General features: G+C 74.8%; 14 protein-coding genes. 5 read left to right on the top strand and 9 right to left on the bottom strand.

Translation table 11 applies throughout. From position 1 onward, the window contains the following. Window positions 1-5: 5 nt before the first annotated feature. A complete protein-coding gene (locus AB0M16_RS15530) occupies window positions 6-338 on the bottom strand; it encodes a cupin (RefSeq protein WP_365342945.1) in 333 nt (110 codons plus the stop codon). A 55-nt stretch (window positions 339-393) separates the two neighbouring features. After that, window positions 394-1,548, bottom strand: a complete 1,155-nt coding sequence (locus tag AB0M16_RS15525) for an MFS transporter (RefSeq protein WP_365342943.1) — start codon at window positions 1,546-1,548, stop codon at window positions 394-396. 222 nt (window positions 1,549-1,770) lie between these two features. Between AB0M16_RS15525 and AB0M16_RS15520 the strand changes: the two genes are divergently transcribed. Together AB0M16_RS15520 and AB0M16_RS15515 are read left to right on the top strand one after the other, a co-directional pair. Then, complete coding sequence (locus AB0M16_RS15520) at window positions 1,771-2,685, top strand: LysR substrate-binding domain-containing protein (protein ID WP_365342941.1); 915 nt, start codon at window positions 1,771-1,773, stop codon at window positions 2,683-2,685. Window positions 2,686-2,689: 4 nt separating this feature from the next. Further along, window positions 2,690-3,586, top strand: coding sequence for an EamA family transporter (locus AB0M16_RS15515; protein WP_365342939.1), 897 nt, complete (start codon window positions 2,690-2,692; stop codon window positions 3,584-3,586). 74 nt (window positions 3,587-3,660) lie between these two features. On the opposite strand, the gene AB0M16_RS15510 is transcribed toward AB0M16_RS15515, so the two are convergent. From AB0M16_RS15510 to AB0M16_RS15490, 5 genes are all read right to left on the bottom strand, one after another. Beyond that, on the bottom strand, window positions 3,661-4,968 hold the full coding sequence (locus tag AB0M16_RS15510) for an amidohydrolase (protein ID WP_365342936.1): 1,308 nt from the start codon (window positions 4,966-4,968) through the stop codon (window positions 3,661-3,663). A gap of 135 nt (window positions 4,969-5,103) precedes the next feature. Further along, entirely contained in the window at window positions 5,104-6,756 is a 1,653-nt protein-coding gene (locus AB0M16_RS15505; RefSeq protein WP_365342934.1) for an acyl-CoA dehydrogenase family protein, read from the bottom strand. After that, on the bottom strand, window positions 6,740-7,357 hold the full coding sequence (locus AB0M16_RS15500) for a TetR/AcrR family transcriptional regulator (protein ID WP_365342932.1): 618 nt from the start codon (window positions 7,355-7,357) through the stop codon (window positions 6,740-6,742). Before AB0M16_RS15500 ends, AB0M16_RS15505 begins: the two co-directional genes overlap by 17 nt. Before the next feature lie 55 nt (window positions 7,358-7,412). Beyond that, window positions 7,413-7,925 carry a hemerythrin domain-containing protein gene (locus tag AB0M16_RS15495; RefSeq protein ID WP_365342930.1) on the bottom strand — a complete coding sequence of 171 codons (513 nt, stop codon included), beginning with the start codon at window positions 7,923-7,925 and terminating at the stop codon, window positions 7,413-7,415. Between the two features lie 93 nt (window positions 7,926-8,018). Continuing rightward, entirely contained in the window at window positions 8,019-8,603 is a 585-nt protein-coding gene (locus tag AB0M16_RS15490) for a TMEM165/GDT1 family protein (protein WP_365342928.1), read from the bottom strand. Between the two features lie 322 nt (window positions 8,604-8,925). Here AB0M16_RS15490 and AB0M16_RS15485 point away from each other — a divergent pair, with 322 nt between their 5' ends. The 3 genes from AB0M16_RS15485 to AB0M16_RS15475 are packed head-to-tail and all read left to right on the top strand — an operon-like array spanning window position 8,926 to window position 12,119. After that, window positions 8,926-9,561, top strand: a complete 636-nt coding sequence (locus AB0M16_RS15485; protein WP_365342926.1) for a TetR/AcrR family transcriptional regulator — start codon at window positions 8,926-8,928, stop codon at window positions 9,559-9,561. Next, the gene (locus AB0M16_RS15480) at window positions 9,558-10,943 is read left to right on the top strand and encodes an MFS transporter (protein WP_365342924.1); all 1,386 of its coding nucleotides are present in this window, start codon (window positions 9,558-9,560) and stop codon (window positions 10,941-10,943) included. Before AB0M16_RS15485 ends, AB0M16_RS15480 begins: the two co-directional genes overlap by 4 nt. A gap of 39 nt (window positions 10,944-10,982) precedes the next feature. Then, a complete protein-coding gene (locus AB0M16_RS15475; RefSeq protein ID WP_365342922.1) occupies window positions 10,983-12,119 on the top strand; it encodes a PP2C family protein-serine/threonine phosphatase in 1,137 nt (378 codons plus the stop codon). Between the two features lie 183 nt (window positions 12,120-12,302). On the opposite strand, the gene AB0M16_RS15470 is transcribed toward AB0M16_RS15475, so the two are convergent. Continuing rightward, on the bottom strand, window positions 12,303-13,667 hold the full coding sequence (locus AB0M16_RS15470) for an NtaA/DmoA family FMN-dependent monooxygenase (RefSeq protein WP_365342919.1): 1,365 nt from the start codon (window positions 13,665-13,667) through the stop codon (window positions 12,303-12,305). Beyond that, a complete protein-coding gene (locus AB0M16_RS15465; RefSeq protein WP_365342917.1) occupies window positions 13,664-14,818 on the bottom strand; it encodes an LLM class flavin-dependent oxidoreductase in 1,155 nt (384 codons plus the stop codon). Before AB0M16_RS15465 ends, AB0M16_RS15470 begins: the two co-directional genes overlap by 4 nt. Window positions 14,819-15,076: the final 258 nt, after the last annotated feature.

The raw sequence follows: 15,076 nt of genomic DNA, 5'->3' as shown, positions 1-15,076 counted from the left end.
CGCGGTCAGTCGTTGACGGCGGTCAGCAGGACCACGGCGTCCTCCAGCGCGGTGAGCCCGTGACGCTCCTTGGGGATCATCTGGAGCTGCCCCGCCGCCAGCTCCTCCGACCGCCCCGAGGCCGTCAGCTCCACCCGGCCCCGCAGCACCTGGAGGCTCGCCGCCGGCGGCGCGTTGTGCTCGTCCAGCGACATGCCGGCGATCAGGGCGATCACGCTCTGCCGGAGCACCCCGTCGTGCACCACCAGATGGGCGCTGCGACCATGAGCGTCCGTACGCGCCTTCGCCAGGTGCTCGTCGACGAGGGCGCCGAGGTCGAGGGGGGCGGGCTGCTGCATCGTGTCTCCCTGCGGGTGCGCGGACCGGTGAACCCAGCCTTGCGCGTACCGGGCGTCACGCAACTCGGGGCCGACGTCTTCCGGCCAGGAGGCCCAGCGCCGAGAAGCCCACGGCCGCGAGCACCACCGCCGTCCAGCCGTACGCCCCGTACAGCCAGGCAGCGGTCAGCGAGCCCAGCGCGCCGCCGCCGAACGTCGCCAACATGAACACGGTGTTCACGCGCGCGGCCACGTCGCGTCCCAGTCCGAGCACCCGCGACTGGTTCGCCACCTGGCAGGAGCTCGTCCCGAGCACCACGAGCCCGGCGCCCGCCACCAGGGCGACGGGGGAGGCGGGCGCCAGGCCCGCGACCGCCAGGCCGAGACCCACACACCCCAGCGCCCAGCCTCCGACCGGCCCCGCGCCGTACCGGTCCGTGAGCGGCCCCGCGTACGCGGAGGCCAGAGCCGCGGGCACGGTCAGCAGCCCGAACAGACCCGCCGCACCCGGCCCGTACCCCAGCGGAGGGGCCGCCAGATGGAAGGCGGACGCCGCCCAGAACACGCTGTACGCGGCGAACACGCATCCGCCCCGCAGCGCCGAAACCCGCAGCGCGCGGTGCTCGCCGAGCAGCCGGGGCAGCCCCGCCAGCATCCGCCCGTACGGGACGCGGGGCCGGCCCGCCGCGGCGAGCCGCTCCGGGAGGGCGCGCGGCAGCAGCCACAGCAGCGCCGCCGTCGCCGCCGCGGCCACCGCATAGGCGGTCCGCCAGCTGCCGCTCGCGTCGGAGACCGCGCCCGAGACGGTACGGGACAGGGTGGAGCCCAGCGTCAGGCCCAGGCCGATGACGCCGACCACTCGGCCGCGCCGCTCGGGACCCGCGAGGGCGGCGGCGACCGGCGTGAGGATCTGCGGCAGGACCGTCGTGGTCGACAGGGCGAGCGTCGCGAGCAGGAGGGTCAGGACGTTCGGCGCCGCGGCGGCGACCAGCAGCGCCGCCGTGGTCGCCGTGAGCAGGGCCCGGGTGAGGCGCCGAAGCCGCGCGGTGTCGGCCAGGGGAACGAGCAGGAGGATGCCCAGCGCGTATCCGATCTGCGCCGCCGTGGCGACCAGGCCCGCCGTCCGGTCGGAGACCGCCAGCCCGCGGGCGACGGCGGCGAGCAGGGGCTGAGGGAAGTAGATGTTCGCCACCGTGACGGCCCCGGCCAGGGTGAGGAGCAGAACGTTCACGGGGGCCGGGTCCGGGGCCGGGGCCGGGGCGGAAGCCGGGGCCGGGGCCGGAGTCGAGGCCGGGACGGTGGCGGTACCCGGGCGGGAGAAAGGGAGGGGCATGGGCATCAGGCTCCCGCCCCGGGATCCGGCCGATCAAGGTGAAAGAATGCAAGCGGCGTTCAGCGAGACTTAACGATCGCGGACGGGCCAGGGCCGGAACGGGACGAAGGGAGGCCGCGGATGCTCGAACGGCACGAGCTGGAGACGTTTCTGACCCTCGGCGACGAGCTGCACTTCGGCCGCACGGCCGAACGCCTCGGCGTCTCCCCGGCCCGGATCAGCCAGACCGTCAAGAAGCTGGAGCGGCGCATCGGCACCCTGCTCTTCGCCCGGACCAGCCGCAGTGTCGCCCTCACTCCGGTCGGCCGCCGCCTCCACGAGGAACTCCGCCCCGCCCACGCCCAGATCCTGGCCGCCCTCGAACGCGCCACCGCCGCCGGGCGCGGCCTGCTCGGCACGCTCAGGGTCGGCTTCGGCTCCCCGTGGGGCGGCGAGCTGCTCACCGCCGCCACCGACGCCTTCCTGGCCCGCCACCCGGGCTGCGAGCTCACCCTCCGCGAAGTGCCCGTCGACTCCGGAACCCGGCCGGTCGAGGACGGCGAACTCGACGTCCAATACACGGCCTTCCCCGTCGGCGTCCCCGGGCTCACCGCGGGGCCGGTGCTCGCCCGGGAGGACCGGATGCTGCTCGTCCCGGCCGCCCACCCGCTGGCCCGCCGTACCTCGCTCGGCCTGGAGGACCTCGCCGGGCAGACCCTCGTCACCACCGGCCGTGCCCACTCCCGCGCCTGGCGCGAGGCCCACTACCCGACCCGCACCCCGTCCGGGGCCGTGATCCACCACGGCCCTGCGGCCGCCACCTGGGAAGAGGTGCTGTCCCTCGTCGGCGCGGGCCGCGGCGTCGCGCCGGGCGCGGCCCGTGGCGCCCGCTACCACCCGCGCCCCGGCATCGCGTACGTGCCCTTCCGCGACGCCCCGCCCCTCGCCTACGGCCTCGTCTGGGCGACCGCGAGCGAGAACGCCCTGATCAGGGCCTTCGTCGAGACGGCGGCGCGTGTCCCCGCCGGAGGAGCGGAGCAGCCGGGGCTACGGTGAGGCGGTGCAGCGCACCGAGGACCGGCTGACGCTCGCCGCGTTCGCAGCCGTCTCGCTCCTCGCGGGAGGCAACGCGGTCGGCGTCCGCTTCAGCAACCGTGAGCTCGACCCCCTGTGGGGCGCCGCCCTCCGCTTCGGCGTGTCCTCCCTGGTGCTCCTCGCCGTGATGGGCCTGCGCAGGATGTCCTTCCCGCGCGGCAGGGCCCTGGCCGGGGCGGCGCTCTTCGGCGTCCTCAACTTCGGCGTGACGTCCGCCCTCGCGTACTACGCCTTCGTGCACATCCACGCCGGACTCGGCCAGACGGTCCTCTCCCTCACTCCGCTCGCCACCCTGCTCCTGGCCGTCGCCCAGGGCCTCGAACGCTTCCGGGCCGCCGCCGCCTTCGGCACCGTCCTCGCCACCGCGGGCGTGGCCGTCATCTCCCGCACCCCCCTGACCGGCGACGTGCCGGTGCTGTCCTTCCTGGCGATCCTCGGCAGCGTGCTGGGCTTCGCGCAGGCCACGGTGCTCGTCCGGCGGCTGCCCGAGGTCCACCCCGTGACGATGAACGCCGTGGGCATGAGCGCCGGTTCCGTCCTCCTCCTCGCCGGTTCGGCCGCCGCCGGGGACACGTGGCGCCTCCCGGACCGGACCGCCACCTGGTGGGCGCTCGCCTACCTGGTCGTCGTCGGCTCCGTCCTCACCTTCGTGCTCTACCTGTTCGTGGTGCACCGCTGGGACGCGTCCCGCGCCGCGTACGTCTTCGTCGTGATCCCCGTCGTCACGATCGTGCTCTCCGCCTGGCTCGACGCCGAACCCCTGACCGCCTCGCTGCTCCTGGGCACCCCGCTGATCCTCCTCGGCGTGTACGTGGGCGCCCTCCGGCGGCGCCCCCGGAGGACGGCGCAGGACGTGCGTTAGGCGGGCCGCGGCCGGTCCGCGGGGGAACTCGCGAACGGGCAATGCGAGGGCCGCTTCGTCGTCCTGTGCCGTCGTCAGCCCGTCGTCAGGGCACCGGTCAGGTGGTCGTACGCCATGTGCGCGTGCAGCCGTACGCCGGTGACCAGCGTGTCGTCGTCCGCGTAGAAGTGCGGGTTGTGGTTGGTGACCAGGCCGCGCCCGCCGGGGACGGGGACGGGGTGCCCGGCGTCGTCCAGCGTCGCGTCCTGGACGCCGAGCGTCACGTAGAGGCCGCCGAAGCGGTTCACGAACTCGGACACGTCGTCGTAGCCGAGCGTCGCGCCGGTCGCGACGACCCGCTCCTCGCCGACGACCCGGCGGAGGGTCGGCAGTCCGGCGGTCACCCACTCCTCGGCGTTGTGCACGGGCGGCACCGGCTGGAGGTGCTCGACGGTCGCCGTGGCGTCGTACGCCGCGGCCGAGTGCTCCGCGAGCGTGGTGAGCCGCCGCTGGACCTCCGCCATGTCGGACTCGACCGCGCAGCGGATCGTGCCCCACAGGGTGACGGTCTGGCCGATGATGTTGAACCGGCCGACGTCCTCGACGTGTCCGATCGTCACGGTGACCGGCGCGTAGGCGGAGACCTGCCGGTAGATCTGGCCGATCCCGGTGAGGATCGCGCCGGCCGCCGGCATCGGGTCGACGCCCTGCCAGGGCGTGGAGCCGTGCACCTGCTTGCCGGTGACCACGATCCTGACGAGGCTGGAGGCCGCGTACTGGTTGCCGACGTGGTAGCCCACGTACCCCTGGGGATACGGGGTGACGTGCATGCCGAAGACCATGGTCGGCACCGGGTCGGCGAACGCGCCCGCGGCCACCATCGCCCTCGCGCCGCCCTCCTCGGTGACCGGCGGCCCCTCCTCGGCCGGCTGGAAGACGAACAGGACGGTGCCGGAGAGGCGTTCGCGCACGCCGGCGAGCACGCTCGCCGCGCCCATCAGCATGGCGGTGTGGCAGTCGTGCCCGCACGCGTGCGAGACGGGGAAGGGGCCGCCCGGGTAGTCGGCGTCCACCGTCTCGGACGCGAAGTCGACCCCGCACAGGTCCTTGACCGGCAGCGCGTCCGTGTCCGCGCGCAGCGCGACCGTGTACGGTCCGGGCCGGCCGCCCCGGAGGACGCCGACCACGCCGTGGCCGGCGATGCCCGTGCGGACCTCGTCCAGACCCAGGGAGCGCAGATGGTCCGCCACCAGCGCGGCGGTCTTCTCCTCCCGGTTGGACAGCTCGGGGTGCCGGTGCAGGTGCCGCCGCCAGGAGATCACCTGCTGCGCGACCTTCTCCGCGGCCCGGTCGAGCTCCGCGCGGACCGCGGCTTCCTCGGAGCGTGCGGGTTCCGTGCTCACCAAGGCCTCCGTCTCGCCTGAGGGATGGACGTCCTGCACCAGCCTCGCACGCGGGAGTCAGCCCAGCGGTGCGGAACGATCACGCGTCCCCGCACCGGCCGAGGCCTCCCCGGTCGCCCACGCCGACGTCCGCCGTCAGGCCCCGGGGAAGCCCGGCGCGCCGCGCTCGATGATCGCCGTCGTGTCGAGGCCGGGAGGGAGCGTACCGAAGGCGATGCCCCAGTCGGAGTCGAGACGCGAGGCGCAGAAGGCGTCGGCGATCGCCGGGTGCCCGTGCCGGACCAGGAGCGAGCCCTGGAGGACGAGGGCGAGGCGCTCGACGAGACGGCGGGCCCGGTACTGGAGGGCCGCTGGGTCGCCGAGGTCGGCGAGTTCCTTGCGGAGGCGGGCCACCGCCGCGTCCAGGCGCCGGTCGGCACCGGCCGCCCGGTCGACCTCGGCGAAGAAGGCCTCGACGGCGGCGGGTTGCTTGGCCATCGCGCGCAGCACGTCGAGCGCGGCCACGTTGCCCGAGCCCTCCCAGATGGAGGGCAGCGGGGACTCGCGGTAGAGCCGGGGCAGGCCCGAGTCCTCGACGTAGCCGTTGCCGCCGAGGCACTCCAGGGCCTCGGCCGCGTGGGCGGGGGCGCGCTTGCAGACCCAGTACTTGGTGACCGCGAGGCCGAGGCGGCGCAGCTGCTCCTCCTCCTCGTCGCCCGCCGCCGCGCGGTCCACGGCGCCAGCGAGGCGCAGCGAGGCGATCGTCGCGGCCTCGGCCTCGACGGCCAGGTCGGCGAGCACGTTGGTCATCAGCGGCTGGTCGACCAGGCGGGCGCCGAACGCGCTGCGGTGGGTGGCGTGGTGGACGGCCTGGACGAGGCCCAGGCGCATGCCGGAGGCCGAGCTGACGGCACAGTCGAGCCGGGTCATGTTCACCATGCGGATGATGGTGGCGACACCGCGGCCCTCCTCCCCGACGAGGTGGCCGAGGGCGCCTTCGTACTCGATCTCGCTGGAGGCGTTGGAGCGGTTGCCCAGCTTGTCCTTGAGGCGCTGGAAGCGGATCGTGTTGAGCGAGCCGTCCGGCAGCACACGCGGCACCAGGAAGCAGGAGAGGCCGCCCGGCGCCTGGGCCAGGGTCAGGAAGACGTCCGACATCGGGGCCGACGTGAACCACTTGTGCCCGGTGAGGGCGTACGTCCCGGCCTCGCCCGTCGGCACCGCGCGGGTGGTGTTGGCACGGACGTCGGAGCCGCCCTGCTTCTCCGTCATCGACATGCCCGCGATGATCCCGCGCTTGGCCGTCGGCACCCGCAGGCCGAAGTCGTAGTACGGGGAGGACAGCAGCGGCTCGTACTCCGCGGCGAGCTCCGGCTCGGCGCGCAGCGCGGGCACCGCCGCGTACGTCATCGAGATCGGGCACAGGTGCCCCGGGTCGGCCTGTCCCCAGACGAACACCTTGGCGGCGCGCGCCACATGGGCGCCCGCGCGCCCGTCGGACCAGGGAGCGCCGTGCAGGCCGTGCCGTACGGCGACCGTCATCAGCTCGTGCCAGTACGGGTGGAACTCGACCTCGTCGATCCGGTGTCCGTACCGGTCGTGGGTGTGCAGGACGGGGGAGTGGCGCTCGGCGAGCCGCCCCCACTCCTGGGCCTGCCGGCCGCCGGCGAGGACGCCCAGTTCGCGGAGCTCGGTCTCGGCCCAGCCGGCGCCCTCGCGCCGCAGCGACTCCAGGAGGGCCGGGTCGGCCGAGACGTCGTAGTCGGTGAGCGGCGGAACTTGGTTGGTGACCTCATGCGTGGTCGGCATCGGGTACTCCCAGGGCTCGCAGGGTGAAGGTGACCAGGGCGGGAACGGTGCCGGGCCCGGGGGCCCCTTCCGTCAGCGGGCCGGTGAGCGCCTCCGCGCCCGCGCCGACGAGCGCGGAGGCGGTGAGCCGGGCGTCCTGCGGCGGCAGCTCGCCGTCCCGCACGCCGGCGGCGATCCGCTCGGCGAAGACGTCGCGGAAGGCGCGGCGGAAGACCAGCCGCTCGGCGTCGACGGCCGGGTCGACCGGCTCGGCGAGCAGTGCGTAGGCGAGCCGCGGCGCCTTCAGGGCACGGCTCGCGAAGGTCTCGATGACCGCGACCACACGGTCGGCGGCCGTCCGGTGCGAGGCGAGGGCGGCCGCCTCGGACACGGCGGCGACCTCCCGTCCCACGACGGTCCGGAAGAGCTCCACGGACAGTTCGGCCTTGCTGGGGAAGTGGCGGTACACGCTCCCGGTGGCGATTCCCGCCCGCGCGGCGACGGCGGCCATCGTGCAGCCGGCGTAGCCGTGTTCGGAGAGCAGACCGAGGCCGGCCTCGACGATCGCGGTGCGCTGTGCGTCGAGACGGGCCTGGACCGCGGGCGTGCGTCGGTAGGGCATGGAAGGAGTGAAGCAGTGATTCACACCTTCAGCAAGGGATCCGGCGTCGGCGCGCTCAGCGTTCCGTCAGGTCGCGGAGGGCGAAGTCCCCGGGCAGCGGCTCGTCGAGCGCGTTGAGCGCGGTCACGAGCTTGCGCTCCTCGAAGGTGAAGTGGGACTCGACCAGGGCGACGAGCCCGTCGAGCTCGCCGAGGGTCCGCCGTACCTCGGCCGGATCCGGCTCGGGCCCGGCGCCGAGGCCGTCGCCGAGCTCCTGGGCGGCGCGCAGGAGCTCCGTCACCTGCTCGTGGTCCCGGGCGAGCTCGTCGAGCACCGGACGCAGCTCGGGGTGGCGCCGGGCGAGGGCGGGGAAGACCCCCTCGTCCTCGGCCGTGTGGTGGCGGGTGAGGGCGGAGCAGAACGCGAGGCAGTGGGCCCGTAGCTCGCGGGGGCGCTCCCCGCCTGCGGCGAGCTGCGCGGCCACCTCCTCGCGGAGGCGGGTCAGCTCCTCGCGGAGGTAGAGGTGGACGTCGACGAGTTGGTTGCCGAAGGCCGTGAGGCGGTCGGCCGGTTCGCGGATGGCGGACATGCCCGCATCGTAGGGCGGCGGGCATGTCCCCTCCGGGTCCTGCTGACGGACGGGGGACGCGTCAGGGCGTCAGGGTGTGAGGGCGTCTGGACGTCAGGCGGTGAAGATCTCCACCAACGACCAGAGGGCGAGTGCCGCCATGCACACGCCGCCGATGCGCTGGACGGTTTTCAGCGGGACGCGCTTGGCGATGAAGCGGCCGGCGACGAGCGCGAGGGCCGAGACGCTCATCAGGGCGGCGGCGGAACCGATCGCGGTCGACCAGGTGCCGTTGGTGGCGGCGAGGTTGGCCGTGGTGATCTGGGTCAGGTCGCCCCACTCGCTGATGAACACGGCCATGAACGCCGTGGAGTAGACGGGCCAGAAGCCGGTCACCGTCTTGCCGCCGGCGTCCTCCTCGCCCTCGTCGTCCCCGCCGCGCAGCAGCATGAACGCGCCGAAGCCGAACATCAGGGCCGACACGAGCTTGACGGACCAGCCGGGGAGGAGGCCGAGCAGGCTTCCGGCGCCGACGGCGATGGCCACGTGGACGATGAACGCGGTGGAGGTGCCGAACCAGACGTACAGCGGACGCATGCGCGTGCCCATGGCGAGCGACGCGAACATCGTCTTGTCGGGAAGTTCGGCGAGGAAGATCAGCCCGAAGGCGGTGATGATCGCCAAGGGGTCGAGGTGCATACCGGGGCTCTCTGCTCGGACCGGACCCGGGCCCGGCACGGCGCCTCGAAGGGCGGCGGGAGGACCACTCGGCCCGGCATGACGGACCACGCCCACAGGGATGCGGACGTGACGTACTGCCTGGCCGAAGGTCTCGCCCGCCCGCGCTTCCGCACGGACCCGGTCACCGGGAACCCGGAGGTTCCAGTGTGTCGACGACCGGTTCGCAGGGCTACTCCCCTTCGCTGCGGATCAGTGTAACGGACCTGTGGGGGCGATCAAGGTAGACAGTGTCTACGAAGTGGGGTAGACAGTGTCTACCTTGATCGACTGGACAGGTGCCATGACTGCAGACCCCCACTCCCCGGAGACCGGACTCCGCGACCGGCTCGTCCGCACCGGTGTCGACCTCGTCGACGCGGAGGGCGTCCACGCCCTCTCGCTGCGCGAGATCGCCCGCCGCGCCGGTGTCTCCCACGGCGCGCCCCGCCGCTACTTCCCGACCCATCTCGACCTGCTCTCCGCCATCGCCCGCGAGGGGTTCCACGAGCTCGGCGCCCAGGTGCGGGCCGTGACCGAGGGCGAACCGCGCGTCCGGATCGCGGCCCTGGCCCGCGCCTACCTCGACTTCGCGCACACCCGCGGCGGGATGTACGAGCTGATGTTCCGTCACGACCTGCTGGAGAGCGGCCGGCTCGGCCTGCGCGACACCAGCCTCCCGCTCTTCGCCCACCTCGCCGAGCTCGTCGCCCTGGCCCGCCCGGACGCCGCCGACCCCGTCCTGACCACCGGCGCCCTGTGGGCCAACCTCCACGGCATCGCCCAGCTCCGGCGCTGGGGCAGCCTCCGCCTCGCGACCGGCACGGACGACGTGGCGCCGCTGCTCGCCGCCGCGCTCGACGCCCACCTCGGACCGGCGGCCGGACGGCCCGGCCCCCCCGCCGGTCCGGCCTCCGCAGCCGTGGGCGGCGGGCGATGAGCGGGCGTCGCGGCGGCCTCCCCGCGCTCCACCGCCCCCTCGCCCTCACCTGCAGCGTCGTCGGCGCCGCCGTCGTCGCGCTCGACGGGACCGTGCTCACCATCGCCCAGCCCGCGCTCCAGGCGGACCTCGGCGCCGACACCGGGCAGGTGCAGTGGACCAGCACCGGCTACCTCGTCGCCGTCGCCGGCCTCCTGGTCTTCGCCGGCCGGCTCGGGGACCGCTACGGGCATCGTCGGATCTTCGCGCTCGGCTGCCTCGGTTTCGCCGGCGCGTCCGCCGGAATCGCCGTCGCACCCGGGATCGGCTGGGTCGTCGCGCTGCGCGTCCTCCAGGGCGTCGCCGGCGCGCTGCTGCAGCCCGCCACCCTGGGGATGCTGCGCGCCGCGTATCCGGCCGAGCGGCTCGGCATGCCCGTCGCGCTGCGCACCAGCGCCATCGGCCTGGCGGCCGCCGGCGGGCCGCTGGTCGGCGGGCTGCTCGTCGACGTCCACGGCTGGCGGGCCGTGTTCCTGATCGGCGTGCCGCCGACCCTGGCGATCGCGCTGCTGTGCCTCGCCGTGCCCGAACCGCCCCGGGCGGCGACGCGGGGCGGAGCCGGTGCGCTCGACCTGCCGGGCGCCTGTCTGCTCGGCCTCGCCCTCGCCTGCCTCGTGCACGGGATCGTCCGAGGGCCCGCCGCCGGCGCCGCGCCCTCCCTCGTCCTCGCGGTGCTCGCCGCCAGTGCCTTCGTCGGGCACGAGCGGCGCGCCCCGCAGCCGCTGCTGCCCCCGGACATGCTGCGGCCCGGCCCGGTCGCCGCCGGTCTCGCCGCCCTCCTCGCCGTGTCGGCCGCGCTCTCCGGCACCCTGTTCACGGCCACGTACCTGCTCCAGGACACCCTCGGCCTCGGCCCGCTCCCCACCGCCCTGCGGATGGTGCCGCTCGCCCTGCTCATGATCGCCGGGGCGCCGCTCAGCGTCCTGATCAAGAAGCGCGTCGGCGCGCGGGCCACCGCCACCGGCGGCGCCGTCCTGCTCGCCGTGGGCGTCCTGCTGCTCGCCCGGCCCGAGGTGACCGCCTCCGCGCTCGCCACCGGCGGCTGCGCCGCGCTGATCGGCGCCGGGTTCGGGGCCGTCATGGTGACCGCCACCTCCGTGGTCGTGCACCACGCGGCGGAGGAGCACGCCGGGGTCGCCGGCGGGCTCCAGCAGACCGCGATGAACACCGGCCCGGTCATCGGCGTCGCGCTGGCGACCCTGCTGTTCCCCTCCGGCACAGCCCTGCCCGCCCTCGCCGCCGTCGGAGCGCTCGCCGTCCCGGCAGCCCTCCGCCTGCCGGGCGCGCCGAGCCGGGAGCACGGCCCCCGACCGCGGGTCGCGGACACGCCAGCGGGGCCGTAACGCCCACACATCGTGCGGATCCGTACGTACGATCACGGAATGCCCACCGGTGGTCACCGCCTCCCCGCCGCGACGGGGACGCGCGCCCAGTTCAACCTCGGCCTCGCGCTGCCCGTCCTGGCCCTCGCCCTCGTGGTGATCGCCGACCTGATCAACTCGGAGGGGCAGCACTTCGACCGCCTCCTGGTCATCGGCCCGGCGCTCGCCGCCATCACCTGGAGCGAGCGCGGCACCCTCGCGATCGGGCTGCTCGCCATGGTGCTGAGGGTGTTCCTGGGCATGGCGCAGGGAGATCCCGCCACGGACGTCGTCGCGGCCGAACTGGTGCTGGCCGCCGTCACCCTCGCGGCCCTCTGGGTCAGTCGGGCCCGCACCCGCTACGAACGCGACCTGAGCGAGGTGACCGCGGTCGCCGAGGTCGTCCAGCGGGTGCTGCTGCGCCCGCTGGCGCCCCGCCTCGGCTCGGTCGAACTCCACCTCCTGTACGTCTCCGCCGCGGCGAAGGCCCGGATCGGCGGCGACTTCTACGAGGCCGTACGGGTCCCGGGCGCCGTGCGCGTCATGCTCGGCGACGTCCAGGGCAAGGGCCTCGGCGCGGTCGAGACGGCCGCCGTGCTGCTCGGCGCCTACCGCGCAGCCGTCACCGAGGCCCCCGATCTCGCGGCCCTCGCCGACCGCCTCGAAGAGGGTCTGCAGCGCTACGGCGCCTGGGACCCCGACTCCGACGCCGCCGAACGCTTCGCCACCGTCCTCCTGCTGGAACTGCCCGACGACCGCGACCTCGTACGCCTGCTGAGCTGCGGCCACCCGGCGCCGCTGCTCCAGCACGCGGGCCGGGTGCGCGCCGTCCCCTTCGCGGACCCCTCCCTGCCCGTCAACCTCGCGGGACTGTGCGCCTCCCGGCACCACGTGGAAGAGGCGCCCTTCGGGCCGGGGGACCGCCTCCTGCTGTTCACCGACGGGGTGAGCGAGACCCGGGACCGGGCCGGTGACTTCTACCCCCTCGAGGAACGGCTGCGCGGCTGGGCGGACGAGCCCGGGAGCCGGGTCCTGAACCTCCTCCACCAGGACCTCGGGCTCTACAGTGCGGACGGTCTCGACGACGACGTGGCCGCCGTGCTCGTGGTGCGCCCGCCGGAACCGGCCGCCGTGCGCGGGCCGGACGCCCTGCCCTAGGGGACGTCTCGGGCCCCGGCCCGCTGCTGCACGTGCGAAACCGGGCTATCGGTGTCCCCGCCGTCCCGTTCGGGTGTCTCGCGCGCCCTTCATGCGCCCTCTGGTGGCTCCTTCCGCCATGGGCCGGGCATGCTGACCGCGCGTCGGCCGTCCGCGATGCGGACGCGTCGCGCCGCGGCCCGGTCAGGCCACCGGGGCGAGGTCCAGGTGCTCCCGCAGCGTGCGGCCCGTGTACGCCGTCCGATACGCCCCGCGCTCCTGGAGGGCCGGAACCAGGAGGTCCACGATGTCGTCCAGACCGTCCGGGATCAGATACGGCGAGATGTTGAACCCGTCGACCGCGCCGTGCCGGGCGAAGCGCGTGAACTTCTCGGCGAGACCCGACGGCGTGCCCACGTGCCCGCGCTGCGGCCCCAGTTCGATGACCGTCTCCCGCAGCGACCAGCCGTTGGCCTCCGCCTTCGCCCGCCATTCGGCGACCACCGTCCGCGGATCGGCGATCCGCGACGAGCCGAACGCCCCGGTGTTCTCCAGGACCACCGGGTCCTCCGAAGGCAGCGGCCCGTCCGCGTCCCGGTCGGACAGGTCGATGTTCCACAGCCGGGCCGCGACGGCCAGGGCCGTCGCCGGGGTGACCTGCTCGAGCCGCACCCAGCGCGCCTTCTCCTCGGCCTCCTTCTCCGTCGCCCCGATGATGATCTCGGTGCCCGGCAGGATCCGCAGCGCGTCCTCGGCCCGCCCGGCCGCGCGCAGCCGGCGCCGGATGTCCCCGGCGAACGCCAGCGCGTCGTCGAAGTCCTGGCCGTGGGCGGAGAAGATGACGTCGGCGTTGCGCGCCGCGAAGTCCCGGCCGTCGGGCGAGTCGCCCGCCTGGAAGATCACCGGATGCCCCTGCGGGCTCCGCGGCAGCGTCGGTGCCAGGTCCACGTCGAAGTGCGGGCCGGCGGCCCGCACCCGGCCGATCGTGCCCGGCACCGACCAGGTGCGGGCGTCGACGGAGTCGGCCACCGCGCCGTCCGCCCAGCCGTCCCAGACCGCGCGGGCCAGGGTGAGGAAGTCCTCGGCGCGCCGGTAGCGGTCCGCGTGGTCGAGGAAGCCGCCGCGCCGGAAGTTGGCGCCGGTCCAGGCGTTGTCGGTGGTGACGACGTTCCAGCCGGCCCGGCCCTCCGACAACAGGTCGAGGCCGGCGAGCCGGCGGGCGAGGTCGACCGGCTCGTTGAACGTCGTGTTGGACGTCGAGACCAGACCGATCCGGCGGGTGACGGCGGCCAGTGCGGACAGCTGGGCGAGGGAGTCGGGACGTCCGGCGACGTCCAGCTCGTGGATCTCGCCGCCGGTCTCGCGCAGCCGCAGTCCGTCGCCGAGGAAGAAGGCGTCGAAGAGCCCGCGTTCGGCCGTCTGCGCGACCCGGCGGAAGGAGGCCGGGTCGATCTGCGAGCCGCTCTCCGGATGGGACCAGATCGTCCAGTGGTTGACGCCTTGGAAGAAGACGCCGAAGTGCAGCTGGGCGTCGGGGCGAGGAACGTCGTGCGGGTCGGTGGCGGTCATCGGTTCTCCTCCCGGGCGGGCGTGGGGGTGGCCGCGGTGGTGGCGGTGGCGGTGGCGGTGGCGAAGCGGCTTTCGGGGCGGGGGAGCCCGAGGGAGGTGCGGAGCGTCGTACCCGGCAGCGGGCGCGCGGCCACCCGCCGGACGAACAGCTCGGGCAGGACCAGACGGGAGAGGACCCCCAGGTCCTCGTCGAGCACCAGCGGGTGCAGCCGCACTCCGTCGACCAGAACGCTCAACTCCTCCAGGAGGGCGACGAGCCCCTGGGCGGAGCCGGTGTAGCGCAGCCGGCCGGGCGGCCGGCCCGGCGCGGAGTCCCAGGACGAGAACCGGTCAAGATCGGCGATCCGCTCGGCGGCCGACTCGCCCGGCGTGTCCAGGGCCACCTCGATCTCGGCGAAGGCGAGCGGCGCGCCGGAGGCGGCGGCGGCCCGCCCGAGCAGCGCGGGGGAGGAGCCCTCGACGAGCGCGACGTCGACGAGCTCCGGGGGGACGAGCCCCTTGGGGGCGAGGACCACCGGCCTGCCCTGCGGCGGGCGGGGCACGATCGCCGGGCCCTTCACGCTGTACTCCTCGCCCGTGAAGTCGATGTAGTGCAGGCGCCCGCCGTCCAGGTAGCGGCTTGTGGCGACCGAGCGGATGACGGCGTCGTCCTCCCACGAGTCCCACAGGTCGCGCACCACCCGCAGCCCGTCCACCGCCTCGCGGCGCAGGCCCTGCTCGCCCTCGACCCGGGGCCTGCCCCAGGCGCGGGCGGCCTCCGGGGCGTCCTCCACCCCGACGACCCAACCGGCCCGGCCCACCGAGACGTGGTCGAGCGAGGCCAGGCGGGTGGAGACGTGGAACGGCTCCGCGTAGGTGGTCGCGACCACCGGGGCCACCCCGATCACGCTCGTCGAGGCGGCGATGAACGCCGCCCGCTCCACCGCGCCGAGCCGGCCCGCGGGACCGCCCGACGCGGCGGAGCCGGGTGGCAGGACGTCGTCGTCCAGGGTGACCAGGGTGAAGCCGGAATTCTCGGCGACGGCCGCGACCTTGGCGACCCGACGGGGGGTCAGCAGCGCTCCCGGCGCGTGAGCGGACCGGCGCCAGGCGGCCGGGTGGGCACCGTCACCGTCGATCTCGACGGCGAGGTGCAGGGCGGGGTGAGGCATGGAGGTCCTTCCGAACGTGTGGGGCGGCACGGCGGGCCGACGGCACGGCGGCGACAGGGCGACCCGGCCGCGCCGGGTGACACGACGCGGTGGTGCTGCGGCGACCGGACGGGCACAGCGGTGCGGCGACGTCACGGCACGGCGAGCAGCAGCCGTGGCGCCCGACGGCGGGTCAGCGGATGTGCGGCATGCGACGACCCGTCACCGCGGCGCGGGCGCGCGGCGGGGGGTGGGGTCAGCGGTGCGCGGAAGGACAGA

Source organism: Streptomyces sp. NPDC051921, from assembly GCF_040680975.1.
In the GTDB taxonomy this organism is placed as follows: domain Bacteria; phylum Actinomycetota; class Actinomycetes; order Streptomycetales; family Streptomycetaceae; genus Streptomyces.
Note: the sequence above shows the minus strand (reverse complement) of the source record. Positions and strands in the feature narration are given on the sequence as shown.

Coding starts and splice junctions, on each gene's coding strand:
- AB0M16_RS15530 (WP_365342945.1), bottom strand. CDS start 338: ATGCAGCAGCCCGCCCCCCTCGACCTCGGCGCCCTCGTCGACGAGCAC.
- AB0M16_RS15520 (WP_365342941.1), top strand. CDS start 1,771: ATGCTCGAACGGCACGAGCTGGAGACGTTTCTGACCCTCGGCGACGAG.
- AB0M16_RS15505 (WP_365342934.1), bottom strand. CDS start 6,756: ATGCCGACCACGCATGAGGTCACCAACCAAGTTCCGCCGCTCACCGAC.
- AB0M16_RS15500 (WP_365342932.1), bottom strand. CDS start 7,357: ATGCCCTACCGACGCACGCCCGCGGTCCAGGCCCGTCTCGACGCACAG.
- AB0M16_RS15495 (WP_365342930.1), bottom strand. CDS start 7,925: ATGTCCGCCATCCGCGAACCGGCCGACCGCCTCACGGCCTTCGGCAAC.
- AB0M16_RS15490 (WP_365342928.1), bottom strand. CDS start 8,603: ATGCACCTCGACCCCTTGGCGATCATCACCGCCTTCGGGCTGATCTTC.
- AB0M16_RS15485 (WP_365342926.1), top strand. CDS start 8,926: ATGACTGCAGACCCCCACTCCCCGGAGACCGGACTCCGCGACCGGCTC.
- AB0M16_RS15480 (WP_365342924.1), top strand. CDS start 9,558: ATGAGCGGGCGTCGCGGCGGCCTCCCCGCGCTCCACCGCCCCCTCGCC.
- AB0M16_RS15475 (WP_365342922.1), top strand. CDS start 10,983: ATGCCCACCGGTGGTCACCGCCTCCCCGCCGCGACGGGGACGCGCGCC.
- AB0M16_RS15470 (WP_365342919.1), bottom strand. CDS start 13,667: ATGACCGCCACCGACCCGCACGACGTTCCTCGCCCCGACGCCCAGCTG.
- AB0M16_RS15465 (WP_365342917.1), bottom strand. CDS start 14,818: ATGCCTCACCCCGCCCTGCACCTCGCCGTCGAGATCGACGGTGACGGT.